The sequence below is a fragment of the Streptomyces sp. NPDC002055 genome (assembly GCF_040296705.1).
In the GTDB taxonomy this organism is placed as follows: Bacteria; Actinomycetota; Actinomycetes; order Streptomycetales; family Streptomycetaceae; genus Streptomyces.
In genome coordinates, this window is the sequence record NZ_JBEOXS010000009.1 from 64,498 (window position 1) to 81,229 (window position 16,732).

The window sequence follows — 16,732 nt, forward strand, 5'->3', positions numbered from 1 at the left end:
TGGTCCCGATCCGGGCAGCCGGGCCGATCGCGGGCAACTCACCCGCCGCCGCCGCGGCTCGGCGCCGGCGGTCGGAAGCCGGGGTCAGGGCTTCTCCGCCTGCAGCCGGGCCACGTACGCCGCGGCCTGGGAGCGGCGCTCCATGCCGAGCTTCGCCAGCAGGCTGGAGACGTAGTTCTTGATCGTCTTCTCGGCGAGGTGGAGCCGTTCGCCGATGGCCCGGTTGGTCAGGCCCTCTCCGATCAGCTCCAGGATCTTGCGTTCCTGCTCGGTGAGGTTCGCCAGCCGGGAGTCGCTCTCCGGGACGTTCCCGGCCCGCAGCCGGTCCAGCACGCGTGCCGTCGCCACCGGATCCAGCAGGGACTTGCCGGCCGCGACGTCCCGCACGGCGGACAGCAGCTCATTGCCGCGGATCGCCTTCAGGACGTAGCCGGCCGCCCCCGCCATGATCGCGTCGAACAGCGCTTCGTCATCGGCATAGGAGGTCAGGATCAGGCACTTGATGTCCTCGTTCGCCGAGCGGATCTCCCGGCAGACCTCCACGCCACTGCCGTCCGGAAGCCGCACGTCCAGCACGGCTACATCGGGGCGGGTGGCCGGAATGCGGGCCAGCGCGTCCGCGGCGGTGCCGGCCTCGCCGACCACCTCGATATCGTCCTCAACCGACAGAAGGTCATGAACGCCGCGTCGTACCACTTCATGGTCGTCGAGGAGAAATACACTAATTCTTCCTTCTTCGCACACATAGTCAGTCTCACACACGAACTCTTCCCGTGCTCTTGCCCTCCGGGATAACGTGCCGTTGGCCCGGAGGGCTGCAAGGCTGTGACCAGTGGTTGTTCCCGAATTTCTCGATTTACTTGGAAATCCAAGCAAAATCGCAGGTCAGGAGGGGTTTCGCAGAGATGCGAAGTACTGGGTAACGTGCGTGTTGCAGGCCACTGTCCGGGCGCCTGTCACGCCCGTTCGGCCCGCCGCACCTACCCCGTGCGCCGTTCCGAAGCGGGTGAGCCCCTCCCCTGGCCGACGGCCAGGGGGGACACCAGGCCACCCGGCGGATCCCGGGGGCCGGACAGACGGAGGAGCACACCGTGACCGTGGAGAGCACTGCCGCGCGGAAACCGCGTCGCAGCAGCGGCAAGCGAGCCGGCGCCAAGAAGCCGCCGGCCGGCCAGCCCGAGCTCGTACAGCTGCTGACGCCGGAGGGCGAGCGGGTCGAGCACCCCGAGTACTCCATCGACCTCACCCCCGACGAGCTGCGCGGCCTGTACCGGGACATGGTGCTGACCCGGCGCTTCGACGCCGAGGCGACCGCGCTGCAGCGGCAGGGCGAGCTGGGTCTGTGGGCATCGCTGCTCGGCCAGGAGGCCGCCCAGATCGGCTCCGGGCGCGCGCTGCGCGAGGACGACTACGTCTTCCCCACCTACCGTGAGCACGGTGTCGCCTGGTGTCGCGGGGTCGACCCGACCAATCTGCTCGGCATGTTCCGCGGCGTGAACCACGGCGGCTGGGACCCGAACAGCAACAACTTCCACCTGTACACGATCGTGATCGGCTCGCAGACGCTGCACGCGACCGGTTACGCGATGGGTGTGGCGAAGGACGGCGCGGACTCCGCCGTCATCGCCTACTTCGGGGACGGTGCATCCAGCCAGGGCGACGTCGCCGAGGCCTTCACCTTCTCCGCGGTCTACAACGCCCCCGTGGTGTTCTTCTGCCAGAACAACCAGTGGGCGATCTCCGAACCCACCGAGCGGCAGACCCGCGTCCCCCTTTACCAGCGCGCTCAGGGCTTCGGCTTCCCCGGTGTCCGGGTCGACGGCAACGACGTACTCGCCTGCCTGGCCGTGACCCGGTCCGCGCTGGAGCGGGCCCGCAGCGGCCAGGGCCCGACTCTCGTCGAGGCCTTCACCTACCGCATGGGTGCCCACACGACCTCCGACGATCCGACCAAGTATCGCCAGGACGACGAGCGGGCGGCCTGGGAGGCCAAGGACCCGATCCAGCGGCTGAAGGTCTACCTGGAGAAGGAAGGGCACGCCGACGAGGCGTACTTCGCCGCACTGGAGACCGAGAGCGACGCGCTCGCGAAGCGGGTCCGGGAGGCCGTACGCGCCATGCCCGACCCGGACTCCATGGCGATGTTCGAGAACGTCTACGCCGATGGCCACGCGCTGGTCGACGAAGAGCGCGCGCAGTTCGCTGCGTACCAGGCGTCCTTCGCCGAGGAGGGGAACTGAGATGGCTGTCGAGAAGCTCTCGCTCGCCAAGGCGATCAACGAGTCGCTCCGCAAGTCCATGGAGACCGACACCAAGGTCCTCATCATGGGCGAGGATGTCGGAAAGCTCGGCGGCGTCTTCCGCGTCACCGACGGCCTGCAGAAGGACTTCGGCGAGGAGCGGGTCATCGACACCCCGCTCGCCGAGTCCGGGATCGTCGGCACCGCGATCGGTCTGGCGCTCCGCGGCTACCGCCCCGTCGTGGAGATCCAGTTCGACGGTTTCGTCTTCCCCGCGTACGACCAGATCGTCACGCAGCTCGCCAAGATGCACGCCCGGGCGCTCGGCAAGATCAAGCTGCCGGTCGTCATCCGGATCCCCTACGGCGGCGGAATCGGCGCCGTCGAGCACCACAGCGAGTCGCCCGAGGCTCTCTTCGCGCACGTCGCGGGCCTCAAGGTGGTCTCCCCGTCCAACGCCTCGGACGCCTACTGGATGATGCAGCAGGCCATCGAGAGCGACGACCCGGTCATCTACTTCGAGCCGAAGCGCCGTTACTGGGACAAGGGCGAGGTGGACACCACCGCCATCCCCGGCCCGCTGCACAAGGCCCGGGTCGCGCAGCAGGGCACCGACCTCACGCTGGCCGCCTACGGGCCGATGGTGAAGGTCTGCGTCGAAGCCGCCGCCGCTGCGGCCGAGGAGGGCAAGTCCCTCGAGGTCGTGGATCTGCGCTCGATGTCCCCGATCGATTTCGACACGGTCCAGCAGTCCGTCGAGAAGACCGGAAGGCTGGTCGTCGTCCACGAGGCTCCGGTATTCCTGGGTACGGGTTCGGAGATCGCCGCCCGGATCACCGAGCGGTGCTTCTACCACCTGGAGGCCCCGGTGCTGCGGGTCGGCGGCATGCACGCCCCGTACCCGCCGGCCCGGCTGGAAGACGAGTACCTGCCGGGGCTCGACCGGGTGCTGGACGCCGTCGACCGCGCGTTGGCGTACTGAGCGGCTTGAGGAGAGTTCGTGACGATGACTGAGACCGGTCAGCGCTTCCGAGAGTTCAAGATGCCCGATGTGGGCGAGGGACTCACCGAGGCGGAGATCCTCAAGTGGTATGTACAGCCCGGTGACACCGTCACCGACGGCCAGGTGGTCTGCGAGGTGGAGACCGCCAAGGCGGCGGTCGAACTGCCGATCCCCTTCGACGGGCAGGTGCACGAGCTGCGCTTCGCCGAGGGCACGACGGTGGACGTCGGCACAGTGATCATCTCGGTGGACACCGCGCCCGGGGGAGCTGCTCCAGCCCCGGCCTCGGCCCCGACCTCGTCCGAGGCGGGTGCTCCGGATGCGGCGGCAGAGCCGGGCGCGGCGGCGGCCGGCGCTCCGGCCGCCGAGCAGAACACCGAGCCGGAGGGCCGCCAGCCGGTTCTCGTGGGCTACGGCGTGTCCGTCTCCTCGACGAAGCGCCGGCCGCGCAAGCCGCAGTCGGGGCAGGCCGTGCCGGGGCATTCCGTTCCGGGGCAGGCGGGTGCCGGTGCAGGTGGCAACAACGGAACGGCCGCGCCGCGGCCGACGGCCGCCGCGATCCAGGCGGAGCTGAACGGACACACGGGTGCCCCTGCGGCAGCGACCCCCATGGCGCCGTCCGGTGGTGAGCCCGGTGGGGCGCGGCCGCTTGCCAAGCCCCCGGTCCGCAAGCTCGCGAAGGACCTGGGCATCGACCTGGCCGCGGTGACCCCGACGGGCCGCGACGGTGTGATCACTCGCGAGGACGTGCACGCTGCCGCGGCCTCGGCCATGGCGGCCACCGAGACCGCGCCGGTGACGCCGTCGGCACCGGCGCCGGTGGCACAGCCGACCGTCGCAGCGGAGGGTGCTGAGACGTTCGCCCCGGGAGCCCGGGAGACGCGGGTGCCGATCAAGGGCGTTCGCAAGGCGACCGCCCAGGCGATGGTCACCAGCGCCTTCACCGCGCCGCACGTCACCGAGTTCATCACCGTGGACGTGACGCGGACGATGAAGCTCGTGCAGAAGCTCAAGCAGGATCCGGACATGGCGGGCGTGCGCATCAACCCGCTCCTGCTGGTGGCGAAGGCGCTGCTCATCGCCATCCGGCGCAACCCGGAGATCAGCGCGGCGTGGGACGAGGCCAACCAGGAGATCGTCCGTAAGGACTACGTGAACCTGGGGATCGCCGCGGCCACTCCGCGTGGCCTGATCGTCCCGAACATCAAGGACGCCCACGCCATGACCCTGGCCGAGCTCGCCGAGTCCCTCGGCGAACTGGTGTCCACCGCGCGGGAGGGCAAGACCTCCCCGGCCGCCATGCAGGGGGGCACGGTCACCATCACCAATGTCGGCGTCTTCGGCGTCGACACCGGTACCCCGATCCTCAACCCGGGAGAGGCGGCGATTCTCGCGTTCGGAGCGGTCAAGCTCCAGCCGTGGGTCCACAAGGGGAAGGTGAAGCCCCGCCAGGTGACGACTCTTGCGCTCTCCTTCGATCACCGACTGGTCGACGGCGAGTTGGGCTCCAGGGTGCTTTCGGACATCGCGGCGGTCCTGGAGGATCCGAAGAGGCTCGTCACTTGGGGCTGAGCTGACCGGGCCGTCTTGCGGCTCCGGCGGTCCGCCGGTGCCGGTCCGCCGGTCGGCCCTTGGCAATTGGCCGGGCGCTCTGGAGCGCGGACGGCTGACATGACCGAGGGCGGGCCGCGGTCCGGCACCGGCACTGACCGGAGCCGTGGCCAGGAGCTGCCCGCCGAGCCTGCCCGACAGATGTCCGGAGCCGGGCGCTGGGCAGTACGACTCGATGGTCGGCGGTGGTTGGCAGCTGCGTGTCGATCGCCGGTCGCCTCGGACTTCGTCGGCTGGTGGGTGGTGCATCGGTGCCCCCGGTGGTCGATAGCTGGAGATTGCACTCTGTGACGGTGGCCCGTCTGCGTCAGCAGGCGGGCCACCGCGCTGTGCTGCCCTGTCCGGACGGACGGGACGCGCTCCAGTGCGTCCTGTCCAGGGGGAACGTGGCTCGTCCCGGCGCCGTTCCCGGAAGCCTTCCGTGCCACCTGATGGAGTGATTCACCCTACGGAGCCTGGATTCGTCACTCTCTGTGATTGAGGATGACTCGTGGACCTCCGTACGGGCGAGAGGTTCATCGGGGATGGGGGGAGACGCCATGGATGGAATGTGCTGCGCGGATGGAGCGGCAGAGGCCGCGGGGCAGGCCTCTTCTGCGGGAGCCGATCGGGGGACGGTAGACGCTCCCCCGGCGACCGCGACCGCGACCGCGACCGCGGGTGCCGGTGTGGGGGAGGGCGGGAGCGCGGGGTCTGGATCCGCAGTTCCGGGGGCGCCGGATGAACGGGCCGCCTGCCTTGCGACATGTGCGCCGGGTCCGGAGACCGCCCTGCTGATCGGAGAACTGGACCCGGCCCAGCTCTCCGCGGCGGGCCGGATCGACGCGCTGCGGGCTCTGGAGCGCCACGCCGAGTGGATTCAGGCTCTGCAGGTACGGGTGCTGGGTGCGCTGGACGCCGACCGGGTCGACCCCGCCCCTGAGGGTGACAGCCCCGGGGAGAAGGTGTGGGACTTCACCTGTGAACAGGTCGCCTGTGCGTTACGGATCTCGAATCGCACAGCTGCTACCCGCCTGGCCACCGCCCGGCATCTGACCCGCACCTTCCGCGCCACTCTGGACCTGCTCCAAGCGGGGCGGATCCACTACATGCAGGCGCATGCCGTCGTCGACGTGACGCGTAATCTGCCGCGCGCGACCGCGGCGCGGGTCGAGACGCTGGTGGTACGCAGAATGCCCGAGCAGGCCGTGTCGGCAACCCGTAAGGCGCTGCACCGCGCGGTACTGAAGGCCGACCCGGAGGGTGCGGACCGCCGTCACCGGTCGGCGCGGGCCGAGCGGAGGGTCTCCCACCGGATGGACCAGGACGGTATGGCCTGGTGGTCCGTCTACCTTCCCGCAGAACAGGCAGCGCAGTTGGATGCCGCCGTCGACACCCACGCCCGTTCCCTGCAGGGCGCCGAGGAACACCGGCTCGGCGCGAAGGGCGCGCGTGGCGCGGAAGGCCGGCCGGGAGCGGATGCCGGGCGAACCCTGGAGCAGCGGCGGGTGGACGCCCTGGTCGACCTGGTTCTGCACGGAGACGTCCCGTTCAGCGGTACGGAACTCCGTGCGGACAGGGCGACCCTCCGGCCGAACAGTGCAGGCGGGCGCTCGGCCCCAACTGTCCAGGTGACGGTTTCCTTAGACACGCTGATCGGTGTCTCCGAGGAGCCCGCGGAACTCGAAGGGTACGGCGCGGTCACCGCTGCCCAGGCGCGGGCGCTCGCCGCGGACCCGGGCTCGGTCTGGCGACGCCTGATCACAGATCCCGGGACCGGGATACTGCTCAAGGTCGATCCCACCACCTACCGTCCCACGGCTGACGTCACGCGCCATGTCACCATCCGGGACCGGCGCTGTGCCTTTCCGAGTTGCCGGATGCCGGCGCACCGCTGCGACCTCGATCACGTCGTGCCGTTCGATCACCGCGACTCCGCGTCCGGTGGACCGACGACGCCGGACAACCTCGTCGCTCTGTGCCGTCGGCATCACATGCTGAAGCACCACGCCGGCTGGTCGGTCACGCGTGACCCTGCCACTGGGCGGACGACCTGGACCGCACCCACCGGGCACGTCTACCTCAATGAACCGGGTGACTTCACCGCAGTGGCGTGAGGCCGCTCACGAGTCTCTGCGAGCAGTGTCCGTATCGCGGACGGTGCAGGCCGACGCATACCTGTTGTATCTATGCTGTGCGCATGCCTTCCGCTGCTGCCCCCACCAAGCAACCTCCCGCTGCCGAGCGGGTGTACAGCCACGTCAAGCAGGCAGTCCTCGACCGCCGCTACGAGGGCGGCACGTTGCTCACCGAGGGGGACCTCGCCGATGCCGTCGGCGTCTCCCGGACGCCTGTGCGCGAGGCGCTGCTCCGCCTCGAGGTCGAAGGGCTCATCAAGCTCTACCCGAAGAAGGGTGCGCTGGTGCTTCCGGTCTCCGCTCAGGAGATCGGGGATGTCGTCGAAACACGCCTGCTCGTCGAGGAGCACGCAGTGCGCAAGGCCGTTCCCGCGGGACCGAGGCTGATCCAGCGGCTGGAGGAACTGCTGGAGGAGCAGCGTCGGTTCGCCGCGGAAGGCGACCTGGCCGCGGTGGCCGCCAGTGACCGGTGCTTCCACGCCGAGATCGTTCGCAACGCCGGGAATCAGATTCTCGAACGGCTCTACGACCAGCTGCGTGACCGTCAGCTACGGATGGGCGTCGCTGTGATGCACGCTCACCCGGACCGGATCGCCAAGAACATCACTGAGCACGCGGAGATCCTTCGAGCCCTGCGCAACGGTGACGCGGAAGCTGCTGCCGCCGCCGTCCACCAGCACGTCAGCTGGGTGAAGAACCTGGTCCGCGGAGACGAGCGGTGAGCGGCGAGCTACGGCTTCCGGGCGACCCGCCCGGAGGGCGACGCGCTGTCGCCATCTGGGGGCTCGGTGTCGCGGTCTACTTCGTGGCCATCACCTACCGGACCAGTCTGGGTATCGCCGGCATCGACGCCGCCGACCGGTTCCACATCAATGCATCGGCGCTGTCGACGTTCTCCATCCTCCAGCTCCTGGTCTACGCCGGGATGCAGATACCCGTCGGGCTGATGGTCGACCGGCTCGGCACGAAGAAGGTGCTGTCCCTCGGTGTCGTCCTCTTCACCGTCGGCCAGCTCGGCTTCGCGTTCTCCCATTCGTACGGCGCCGCCCTCTTCTCGCGTGCTCTTCTCGGCTGCGGGGACGCCATGACGTTCATCAGCGTGCTGCGACTCGGCGCACGCTGGTTCCCCGCCCGGCGGGGGCCGCTCATCGCACAGATCGCCGCGCTGTTCGGCATGGCGGGCAACCTGGTCTCCACCATGGTGCTCGCCCGGCTCCTGCACAGCGTGGGCTGGACAACGACGTTCGCGAGCAGCGCGCTCGGCGGCGTTCTCGTCCTGGTGCTGATCCTGCTGTTCCTCAAGGACCATCCCGAAGGCTTCGAGCCCGGGACCGTCCCGCATGCCGGCGGCGGTTTCGTACGGAAGCAGATCGCCGCTGCCTGGCGTGAGCCCGGTACGAGGCTCGGTATGTGGGTGCACTTCACCACCCAGTTCCCCGCGATGGTCTTCATGCTTCTCTGGGGGATGCCGTTCCTGGTCGAGGCTCAAGGGCTCTCCCGGGGCGTCGCGGGGGAACTGCTCACCCTCGTCGTGCTCTCGAACATGGCCGTCGGGCTGGTCTACGGACAGGTCATCGCCCGTCATCACCGTGCCCGGATGCCGTTGGCGCTCGGCACGGTCGCCACGACCGCGCTCGTCTGGGGGCTTGCCCTGGGCTGGCCGGGCGGACAGGCACCGGTGTGGTTGCTCACCGCGCTCTGCCTGGTGCTGGGCTCCTGCGGTCCCGCCTCGATGATCGGCTTCGACTTCGCCCGTCCCGCCAATCCGCCCGAGCGGATGGGGACGGCATCGGGCATCGTCAACATGGGCGGCTTCACGGCCTCGACGGTGACGCTGCTGGCCATCGGTGTCCTGCTCGACGCCACCGGGGGCAACTTCCGGGTCGCCTTCGCCTCCGTCTTCGTCCTGGAGGCGCTGGGGCTCTCGCAGATCCTGCGACTGCGGCGCCGCGCGGACCGGCTGGAGCGTGAACGGGTCGTGGCCAGTCGGGTGGAGACGGTCCACGTCCCTGCCTAGCCTTCGGGCAGCGCCCGTGACACGACCCCGCGCCGCTACACCGTGATGGCGAACCGCCGCAGAATCGTCCGGGCGAGTTCCTGCTCGCCTTCGATCTTCACCGACTCCGCCACGGCGTCCGCCTTGACCCGCCCGCAGGCCAGCAGCACATAGGCTTCCCAGCCCAGCGAGAGCGTCGCCGTGGGGCCCAACGACGGGCTGCCGGTGATGGAGCCCCGCCCCTCGGCATCCACCCGGACCGTACGGATGAACTCCAGTTCCCCGCTCACATCGAAGACGACTGCCGAATTCGGCGGCGCGTCCCCGTCCTTGGCGACGACCTTCGGCAGTGCCTCCAGCAGAAGGTCGCGGGCGACCAGCGCGGCCGGCGAGTCGAGGTTGCCCGGCCTGCCCACGGCCCGTCGCAGGTCCTGCTCGTGGACCCAGACGTCGAAGGCTCGCAGCCGCAGGGCGTGCTCCAGCGTCGTCTCACTGCCGAGGGGGCCGCGGATCCTGGTGTCCGGGTCCCGGGTCTCGTTCCGCAGCTGCCGGGAGCGGCGGATGATCGTGTATTCGAGTTCCGCCGTCATCTCCGGCGCCGTGTGGCACCGTCGGACGTCGACCGGGACCTCCATGTACCGGGTGAGTTCGTTCGTCACGTGGTACAGGTCGCGAGGCAGGGTATGGATCGGGCGGGGGTCGCCGAGCATCTCGCACTCGACCCCGATGACATGGGAGACCACGTCGCGCACGGACCAGCCCGGGCAGGCGGTGGCGCGGTTCCACTCACCCTCGACGAGCGGTGTCACCAGCTCGGATATTGCCTCGATGGAGTGGGTCCAGGCGTCGACGTAGGTCTGGAGGCTTGGGTGGACGGTCACGTGACCCCTCGGGCGGTTGGTACGTGGGCTGGGTGCTCGAGCCTCGGCTCTGCCCGTTAAGTTACGCTGCGCACGGGCACCCCGGCAGTGCTTTCACGACTGATCGTAGGGCCTGTTGACCGCCTCGATTCGAACGCTCGAACCATGAGACTGGTGATAGTGTGCGCGCCTCGTTGCTCCAGATCGATGTGAATCAGCAGGAGTCGGTCGAATCCCGCCGTGAGCGAGTGGCCGCTCTCGTCCGTGCCCAGTCCGACGCCGATCTCGTGGTTCTTCCCGAGCTGTGGCACGTGGGTGCTTTCGCCTACGAGAGCTTCACCGACCACGCCGAACCGGTTCCCACGACGGACGGTGCGGAGTCCGCGCTCGGCCCCACCTCCGAGGCGATGGCCGCTGCCGCCGCCGACGCCCGGGTCTGGCTGCATGCGGGCTCGATCGTCGAGAAGGCGCCCGACGGCACCCTTTACAACACCTCTCTTGTCTTCGGTCCCGACGGCGCGTTCCACCGCTCCTACCGCAAGATCCACCGGTTCGGCTTCGACAAGGGCGAGGCCGTGATGATGGGGGCCGGCGACGAGATCGTCACCGTCGGCGTCCCGGACACCGTCATCGGCCTGGCCACCTGCTACGACCTCCGCTTCCCGGAGCTGTTCCGGCGGCTGACCATGGCCGGTGCCGAGCTGCTCGTCATCCCCGCGGGGTGGCCTGCCCGGCGCCGCGAGCACTGGACCCTGCTGTCCCGTGCCCGCGCCGTCGAGAACCAGGCCTACGTCCTGGCCTGCTGCTCGGCGGGCACCCACTCCGGGGTGGAGCAGGCGGGGCACAGCCTGGTCGTCGACCCGTGGGGCGAGGTCCTCGCCGAAGGAGGGACGGGTGAGGAGGTGCTCACGGTGCAGCTGGACCCGAAGCGCGTGGCCCGGACCAGGGAGGACTTCCCGGCGCAGCGTGACCGGATGCTGGGCCTGCCCGACCCGGACCGCCGCCCGTAGGCGCACCCTGCCCGCCCGTCGCGGACCCACACCACCCGCCCTGCCCGGATGAACCGCAGGAATGTCCACGTCCGGCATGTGGTTGGCTGAGGACATGGCTCCACGTGCACGCGTCCGCGCTCCCGAGCTGATCGGGAAGGGCGGCTGGCTCAACACCGGCGGCAACGACCTCACCCTCGCTGACCTGCGAGGACGAGTGGTCATTCTGGACTTCTGGACGTTCTGCTGTGTCAATTGCCTGCATGTTCTCGACGAGCTCCGCGAACTGGAGGAGAAGCACCGCGACACCGTCGTGATCATCGGGGTGCACTCGCCCAAGTTCGTGCACGAGGCCGAGCACCAGGCGGTCGTGGACGCCGTCGAGCGGTACGAGGTCCACCACCCCGTGCTCGACGATCCAGACCTGGCCACCTGGAAGCAGTACGCGGTGCGCGCGTGGCCCACGCTGGTCGTCATCGACCCCGAGGGCTACGTCGTCGCCCAGCACGCCGGCGAGGGTCACGCCCACGCCCTGGAGAAGCTCGTCGAGGAGTTGGAGGCCACGCACACCGCCAAGGGCACGCTGCGCCGCGGCGACGGCCCGTATGTCGCGCCCGAGCCCGTCGCGACCGAGCTGCGCTTCCCCGGCAAGGCTCTCTTCCTGCCGGCGGGGATCTCCGGGGCGGGAACCTCAGGGGCAGGCACCTTTCTCGTCTCGGACACGACGCGGCACGCCCTGGTGGAGCTGGCCGAGGACGGCGAGACGGTGCTCCGGCGCATCGGAACCGGTGAGCGCGGGTTCACCGACGGCGGGCCGGACCGGGCCCGGTTCAGCGAACCGCAGGGCCTGGCCCTGCTGCCCGACGGCACGGTGGTCGTCGCCGACACCGTCAACCACGCGTTGCGCAGCTTCGACCCCGCCACCGGCGAGGTCGGCACCCTCGCCGGCACCGGCCGCCAGTGGTGGCAGGGCTCGCCCACGTCCGGACCCGCCCGCGAGGTGAACCTCTCCTCTCCCTGGGACGTGGCCTGGTGGGCGGACCGGCTGTGGATCGCCATGGCGGGTGTGCACCAGCTGTGGACGTACGACCCGTCGGCCGGCACCGTCGAGGCCGCCGCCGGCACGACCAACGAGGGCTTGGTCGACGGGCCCGCGGCCGACGCCTGGTTCGCCCAGCCGTCCGGGCTCGCGGCGACCGAGGACCGGTTGTGGATCGCCGACTCCGAGACGAGCGCCGTGCGCTGGGTGGAGCGTGACGGCGAGGGCTTCGCGATCCGCACGGCCGTCGGCACCGGTCTCTTCGACTTCGGGCACCGGGACGGTCCCGCCGGACAGGCCCTGCTCCAGCACCCGCTGGGCGTGACCGCGCTGCCCGACGGCTCGGTCGCCGTCAGCGACACCTACAACCACGCGCTGCGCCGCTACGACCCGGACACCGACGAGGTGAGCACCCTCGCCACCGATCTGCGGGAGCCGTCCGGAGCCGTGCTGGTGGACGGCGACATCGTGGTCGTGGAGTCCGCCCGCCACCGGCTGACCCGGCTGCGGCTGCCCGAGGAGGCCGTGCGGGTCGAATCGGTCGCGCACCGGACGCAGCGGACGGCGACCGATATCGCCCCGGGGACGCTGCGGCTCGACGTGGTCTTCCGGGCCCCGGCCGGCCAGAAGCTCGATGAGCGGTACGGCCCGTCGACCCGCCTGATCGTCAGCTCCTCGCCGCCGGAACTGCTGCTGGACGGCGCCGGTACGGGGACGGACCTCGGCCGGGACCTCGTCCTGGCCGAGGGTGTCACGGACGGTGTGCTGCACGTCTCGGCGATGGCGGCGTCCTGCGACGACGACCCGGCGAACGAGTACCCGGCCTGTCATGTGCACCAGCAGGACTGGGGCGTCCCCGTCCGGGTGACCGCGGACGGTGCGGACCGGCTTCCGCTGCTGCTCGCCGGACTGGACGAGGGATGACGCCGGGCTCCGGGCCGTGACATCGGGGCCGGGGCCGCACGGTGTCGGGTGGGAAGTGAGATCCGCGTGCACGGCGATGTGCACCAGCGGCCGTCCATCACCATGGGTCGGTGGGAGGCGGAGAGCTCACCGGACGTCAGTGGCGCGGCGGTCGTGTCTCTGCGCCCTGGTCCGTCCTTGGCGCTGCGCAGTCGTGTGTCAGCAGCGGTGTCCTGGTGAACGGGACAGCTGTCCGGAGGTGGCCACTGCTGACGTTGTCCCGGTGAACGGGTGCCCTCGGGCAGCCGTTCACCGATGGTGTCCCGGTCGACGGGACAGCTCCCGCAGGGACCGACGGCGGGTGTCCCGCCGATGCGGACAGTGCCGGTGACCGCCGCGGGAACGCTCAGCGGTAGTAGCGGTGTTCGTCCTCGACTTCGACCACCGGGGTGCCCGCTACCGGAGGCTGGACCCGCCGGCGCTTGAGGATGCTCACGTACGCCGCGAGGCCGATGAATCCGACCGCCATCATGATCAGGCCGGCCAGGTCGACGTTGACCCCGGCCATGTGCCAGTCGGTCGCGAACGTGAGGATCGCCCCTACCGCGATCAGACCGATGCACCCGCCGATACCCATGGTGTCCGCCTTCGTTGTTCGTATGGCTGTTCCGTGACCGGGGCCGGCTGCTGCCGGACCTGTGACGGACTGGACCCTTTTCGGGTACCCGGGTCCGGAACGGCCATGCGGTGGAGGCCTCATGGGCCCCCAGCGGAGCCGGTCGTACGGGAATCGGACGGGAATCCGGCCGGCCGCGTCTCCTCCGGGACCGGGCCGCTCCCGGTCCGCCGTCTCAGCTTGTCCGGTGCGTCACCAGGTGAGAGCGTCGGCCATGCTGTCCAGCCAGTACGTCACCCGGGCACGGGCGTCGGCGTGGGCGGGGCCGCCCGGGGCCCTGAGGATCACCGGACGGCCTGCGCCACGCTTCCCGTCCGTCCCGGTGAAGTCGACGCGGAGTTCGGATATGACGTAGCGGCCCGACCCCTTCCCGGAGTCCGCGCCCGTGCCCGTGCCCGTGCCGGAGAGACGGATGCCGGCGTAGACGGTGCCGCCGGGCGGGATCGTGGTGACCGACTGCGACCTGCTGTTCTCCGCCCGGTCGAGGGCGGACCGGCCGGTGCCCAGGGCCACTCGGGGGCCGGAGGCGGCGTCGCAGGCGGTCCGCGAGGTATTGGTGGCCATCAGGACCAGGTCCCTGACGGGACGTTCGATGGCTTTGATCCGCAGGACCGTGTTCGCGGTGGTACAGACCGGACCCGTCCGCCCGCCGGCGTCACCCCGGGCGAAGGCGCCGCCCAGGCTGCCCTCCTGCTGCTCGCCGGCCCCACCCGTCTTGCCGGGCTCCTGTCCGCCGCCGGCCCGTCGTTCACCGGTCCCGGCCTCGCCGCCGGAGCCGGGTCCGGCGTTGCCCAGCCGCCCGGACCCCGGCTCCGCCCCCTCGCCCGGCTGCGTCCGCCCGGTGTCGCGCCGTGCGTCGCTCTCTGCCCGGCGACCGGAAGCCCCGCCCCCTCCGCCTGCGCGGCGCCGTTCGTCATCCGGCCCCGCGTCGGCGTCGCCCCGGCCCGCGCCGGCCCGTCCGGAGGCCGTCGGAGCCGGCGGCCCCGACGGGCTCGCCTCGGGGGAACCGGTCGTTTCCAGGCTGTTCGTGGCGTCGTCGGAGATCCGCACCCCGGCGCTCGAACCGTTGTTGCACGCGGTCAGTGCGAGGGCGGCCACGGCGGTCAGGCAGGCCGCGGCGAGACGCAGCGAACGGGACTGGCGGGGGGCGGCGGACGGCATGTCGGTCTCCCGTGGGGATGGGCGGCTGACGAGTACAGGGGGAACCCTGCCGTGGGGCGTTGCCGTGCCGCTAACTTCCGCCTAACGCTCCGCCCGGGCCCCCGCGGCCCGGGCCGGTTCCCGGCCTCGCCCGTCCCCCTCGCCGGACCCTCTGCCGTGCTGCTCCACGCCCCCGCTGCTCCGCACCCCTACCGCTCCACGCCCCCACTGCTCCACGCCCCTACCGCTCCGCGCCCCCGGGCGGTGCCGCCCCCGGGCGGCCGGTGTCCGGCCGCGCCGGACGGTCCGGCACACCCCCGTCCGGTCGCGCACCGCCTTCCGCCTCGCGGGCGAACAGTTGCACCAGCGCGCTGATGACGTAGCGGTCCGTGGCCTCTTCGTCCACCAGATGCATCTCGGCGAGCCGGTCCAGGCCGTCCCGCGTGCGGTCGGGGTCCGAACCGGCGAGGACGGCCGCGGCCGAGGCGTCGACCTGGCGGCCGGAGCCCATGGCGAGGGTGCTGAGCAGCCGGGCGTCGTCCGCCGAGAGCCGCGCCACCGAATTCCTCAGCGCCGCGGCGACCCCGGCGTCCTCCGCGGACAGCAGGGGCAGCCGGCGCCGTTCGTCGCGGAGCGCGGCGGCCAGCCGGGCCAGCCGCCAGCGCGGGCGGGCCGTCAGTTGTGCGGCGGCAGCGCGCAGCGCGAGGGGCAGGCCGTCGCACAGGCCCACCAGCTCCCGGGCGGCCTGCGGGTCGTCGGCCACCCGTTCCGCGCCGAGCATGGCGCCGAGGAGCGCCACCCCCTCGTCCGCCCCGAACGCCGGCACCGGGACGGGCCGTGCGCAGTCGGTGGCGACCAGTCCGTCGAGCCGGCTCCGGCTCGTCACCAGGGTCGCGCAGAACGGACCGCCCGGCAGCAGCGGCCGTACCTGCGCCGAGCTGCGGGCGTTGTCGAGGACGACCAGGAGCCTGCGGCGCGCCGCGATGGTGCGGTAGAGCGCGGACGCCGCCTCCACCGACGGGGGGACCCGGTCGGGCGGAGTGCCGAGTCCGATGAGGAACTCCCGCAGGACCGCGGCGGGGTGGGCCTCCTCGCCCTCGCCGAAGCCGCCGAGGTCGGCGAAGAGCTGTCCGTCGGGGAAGGCGCCGGCGTGCTGGTGGGCCCACTGCACGGCGCAGGCGGTCTTGCCCGCCCCGGCGGGCCCGGTGACGACGGCGACCGGGCTCTCTCCCTGCGCGGTGGCGGTGAACCAGTCGGACAGTTCCCGCAGTTGGATCTCCCGTCCGAGGAAACGGGCCGGCGGCCGGGGCAGCAGGGAGGGTGCGGTGTACTCGGTATATCCGGAATCTGCGGTTCCGGATGCTCCTGGTCCGGTCGCCGTCTGCCGCTGCGAGGGGTGGTGGGCCGCGGGGGCGGTGGCCTCGGCGTGCAGGATGTCCTCGTAGGCGCGGGTGAGCCGCTCCCCGGGGTCGACACCCAGCTCCTCGCCGAGGAGCTGCCGGGTCCGGTGGAACCAGCTGATGGCGTCCGACTGGCGGCCCGACCGGTACAGCGCCCGCATCAGGTCGGCAACGAGCCCTTCGCGCAGCGGGTTGGCGGCGGCCTCGGCGTACAGCACGACGGCGGCCTGCTCGTGTTCGCCGAGTGCCCCGTGCGCGGTGGCCAGAGCTTCGACGGCCGCCAGCCGCCGTTCCTCCAGGGCGTGCGACGCGGCGGCGAACGGCGGGCTCGGCACGGTGCCGGTGAGCGCCGGCCCGCGCCACAGGCTCAGCGCCTCGCGCAGCAGCCCCACCGCGTCGCCGGGGGCCTTCTCGGGCCGGGCGAGGTCCAGCAGTTCGCTGAAACGGTGGGCGTCCAGCAGCTCTTCGGGAAGCCGCAGCAGGTACGCCGAACCGTGCGTCGCCAGTTCGATGCCGTGCAGCTCCGCGCCGCCCTCCGCCAGAACGGCCCGCAGCCGCGACACGTGTCCCTGGACGACCGTGCGGGCGTGGGCCGGCGGCTCGTCCTCCCAGAGGCAGGTGATCAGCTGCTCGAGGGAGACGATGACGTTGGGCTGGAGCAGCATCATCGCCAGCACACTGCGCCGCTTGGCGGGTCCGAGCGGCAGCTCACCGGATCCACCCGTGACGGTGACCGGCCCGAGCAGCGAGAATTCCAA

13 protein-coding genes are annotated in these 16,732 nt (G+C 71.1%); 8 read left to right on the plus strand and 5 right to left on the minus strand.

Translation table 11 applies throughout. The features are described from left to right. Positions 1 to 84: 84 nt before the first annotated feature. Positions 85 to 744, minus strand: a complete 660-nt coding sequence (locus ABT112_RS07555; RefSeq protein ID WP_351506636.1) for a response regulator — start codon at positions 742 to 744, stop codon at positions 85 to 87. 347 nt (positions 745 to 1,091) lie between these two features. Between ABT112_RS07555 and pdhA the strand changes: the two genes are divergently transcribed. The 6 genes from pdhA to ABT112_RS07585 all read left to right on the plus strand — a co-directional run bounded on the left by pdhA (position 1,092) and on the right by ABT112_RS07585 (position 8,988). Beyond that, positions 1,092 to 2,240, plus strand: coding sequence for a pyruvate dehydrogenase (acetyl-transferring) E1 component subunit alpha (gene pdhA, locus ABT112_RS07560; RefSeq protein ID WP_351506638.1), 1,149 nt, complete (start codon positions 1,092 to 1,094; stop codon positions 2,238 to 2,240). A 1-nt stretch (position 2,241) separates the two neighbouring features. Further along, complete coding sequence (locus ABT112_RS07565) at positions 2,242 to 3,222, plus strand: alpha-ketoacid dehydrogenase subunit beta (RefSeq protein ID WP_351506640.1); 981 nt, start codon at positions 2,242 to 2,244, stop codon at positions 3,220 to 3,222. A gap of 24 nt (positions 3,223 to 3,246) precedes the next feature. Further along, positions 3,247 to 4,815 (plus strand): dihydrolipoamide acetyltransferase family protein, encoded by a 1,569-nt coding sequence (locus ABT112_RS07570; RefSeq protein ID WP_351506805.1) that lies wholly within the window; start codon positions 3,247 to 3,249, stop codon positions 4,813 to 4,815. Between the two features lie 707 nt (positions 4,816 to 5,522). Continuing rightward, complete coding sequence (locus ABT112_RS07575; protein ID WP_351506642.1) at positions 5,523 to 6,950, plus strand: HNH endonuclease signature motif containing protein; 1,428 nt, start codon at positions 5,523 to 5,525, stop codon at positions 6,948 to 6,950. 83 nt (positions 6,951 to 7,033) lie between these two features. Beyond that, on the plus strand, positions 7,034 to 7,693 hold the full coding sequence (locus tag ABT112_RS07580) for a GntR family transcriptional regulator (RefSeq protein ID WP_351506644.1): 660 nt from the start codon (positions 7,034 to 7,036) through the stop codon (positions 7,691 to 7,693). Then, positions 7,690 to 8,988, plus strand: a complete 1,299-nt coding sequence (locus tag ABT112_RS07585) for an MFS transporter (protein WP_351506646.1) — start codon at positions 7,690 to 7,692, stop codon at positions 8,986 to 8,988. The genes ABT112_RS07580 and ABT112_RS07585 overlap by 4 nt, the downstream gene beginning before the upstream one ends. Before the next feature lie 35 nt (positions 8,989 to 9,023). Here the strand turns inward: ABT112_RS07585 and ABT112_RS07590 are convergent, their stop codons facing one another. Beyond that, positions 9,024 to 9,848: a maleylpyruvate isomerase family mycothiol-dependent enzyme gene (locus ABT112_RS07590; RefSeq protein WP_351506648.1), complete on the minus strand. Its 825-nt coding sequence runs from the start codon at positions 9,846 to 9,848 to the stop codon at positions 9,024 to 9,026. A 161-nt stretch (positions 9,849 to 10,009) separates the two neighbouring features. Here ABT112_RS07590 and ABT112_RS07595 point away from each other — a divergent pair, with 161 nt between their 5' ends. Beyond that, on the plus strand, positions 10,010 to 10,837 hold the full coding sequence (locus ABT112_RS07595) for a carbon-nitrogen family hydrolase (protein ID WP_351506649.1): 828 nt from the start codon (positions 10,010 to 10,012) through the stop codon (positions 10,835 to 10,837). A 94-nt stretch (positions 10,838 to 10,931) separates the two neighbouring features. Further along, complete coding sequence (locus ABT112_RS07600) at positions 10,932 to 12,779, plus strand: NHL domain-containing thioredoxin family protein (RefSeq protein ID WP_351506651.1); 1,848 nt, start codon at positions 10,932 to 10,934, stop codon at positions 12,777 to 12,779. A 385-nt stretch (positions 12,780 to 13,164) separates the two neighbouring features. Here the strand turns inward: ABT112_RS07600 and ABT112_RS07605 are convergent, their stop codons facing one another. From ABT112_RS07605 to ABT112_RS07615, 3 genes are all read right to left on the minus strand, one after another. After that, on the minus strand, positions 13,165 to 13,395 hold the full coding sequence (locus tag ABT112_RS07605) for a hypothetical protein (protein ID WP_351506653.1): 231 nt from the start codon (positions 13,393 to 13,395) through the stop codon (positions 13,165 to 13,167). Between the two features lie 231 nt (positions 13,396 to 13,626). Continuing rightward, entirely contained in the window at positions 13,627 to 14,595 is a 969-nt protein-coding gene (locus tag ABT112_RS07610) for a DUF4232 domain-containing protein (RefSeq protein ID WP_351506655.1), read from the minus strand. Between the two features lie 220 nt (positions 14,596 to 14,815). After that, positions 14,816 to 16,732 carry an AfsR/SARP family transcriptional regulator gene (locus ABT112_RS07615; protein ID WP_351506657.1) on the minus strand — a complete coding sequence of 639 codons (1,917 nt, stop codon included), beginning with the start codon at positions 16,730 to 16,732 and terminating at the stop codon, positions 14,816 to 14,818.

Coding starts and splice junctions, on each gene's coding strand:
- ABT112_RS07565 (WP_351506640.1), top strand. CDS start 2,242: ATGGCTGTCGAGAAGCTCTCGCTCGCCAAGGCGATCAACGAGTCGCTC.
- ABT112_RS07570 (WP_351506805.1), top strand. CDS start 3,247: ATGACTGAGACCGGTCAGCGCTTCCGAGAGTTCAAGATGCCCGATGTG.
- ABT112_RS07580 (WP_351506644.1), top strand. CDS start 7,034: ATGCCTTCCGCTGCTGCCCCCACCAAGCAACCTCCCGCTGCCGAGCGG.
- ABT112_RS07600 (WP_351506651.1), top strand. CDS start 10,932: ATGGCTCCACGTGCACGCGTCCGCGCTCCCGAGCTGATCGGGAAGGGC.
- ABT112_RS07605 (WP_351506653.1), bottom strand. CDS start 13,395: ATGGGTATCGGCGGGTGCATCGGTCTGATCGCGGTAGGGGCGATCCTC.
- ABT112_RS07610 (WP_351506655.1), bottom strand. CDS start 14,595: ATGCCGTCCGCCGCCCCCCGCCAGTCCCGTTCGCTGCGTCTCGCCGCG.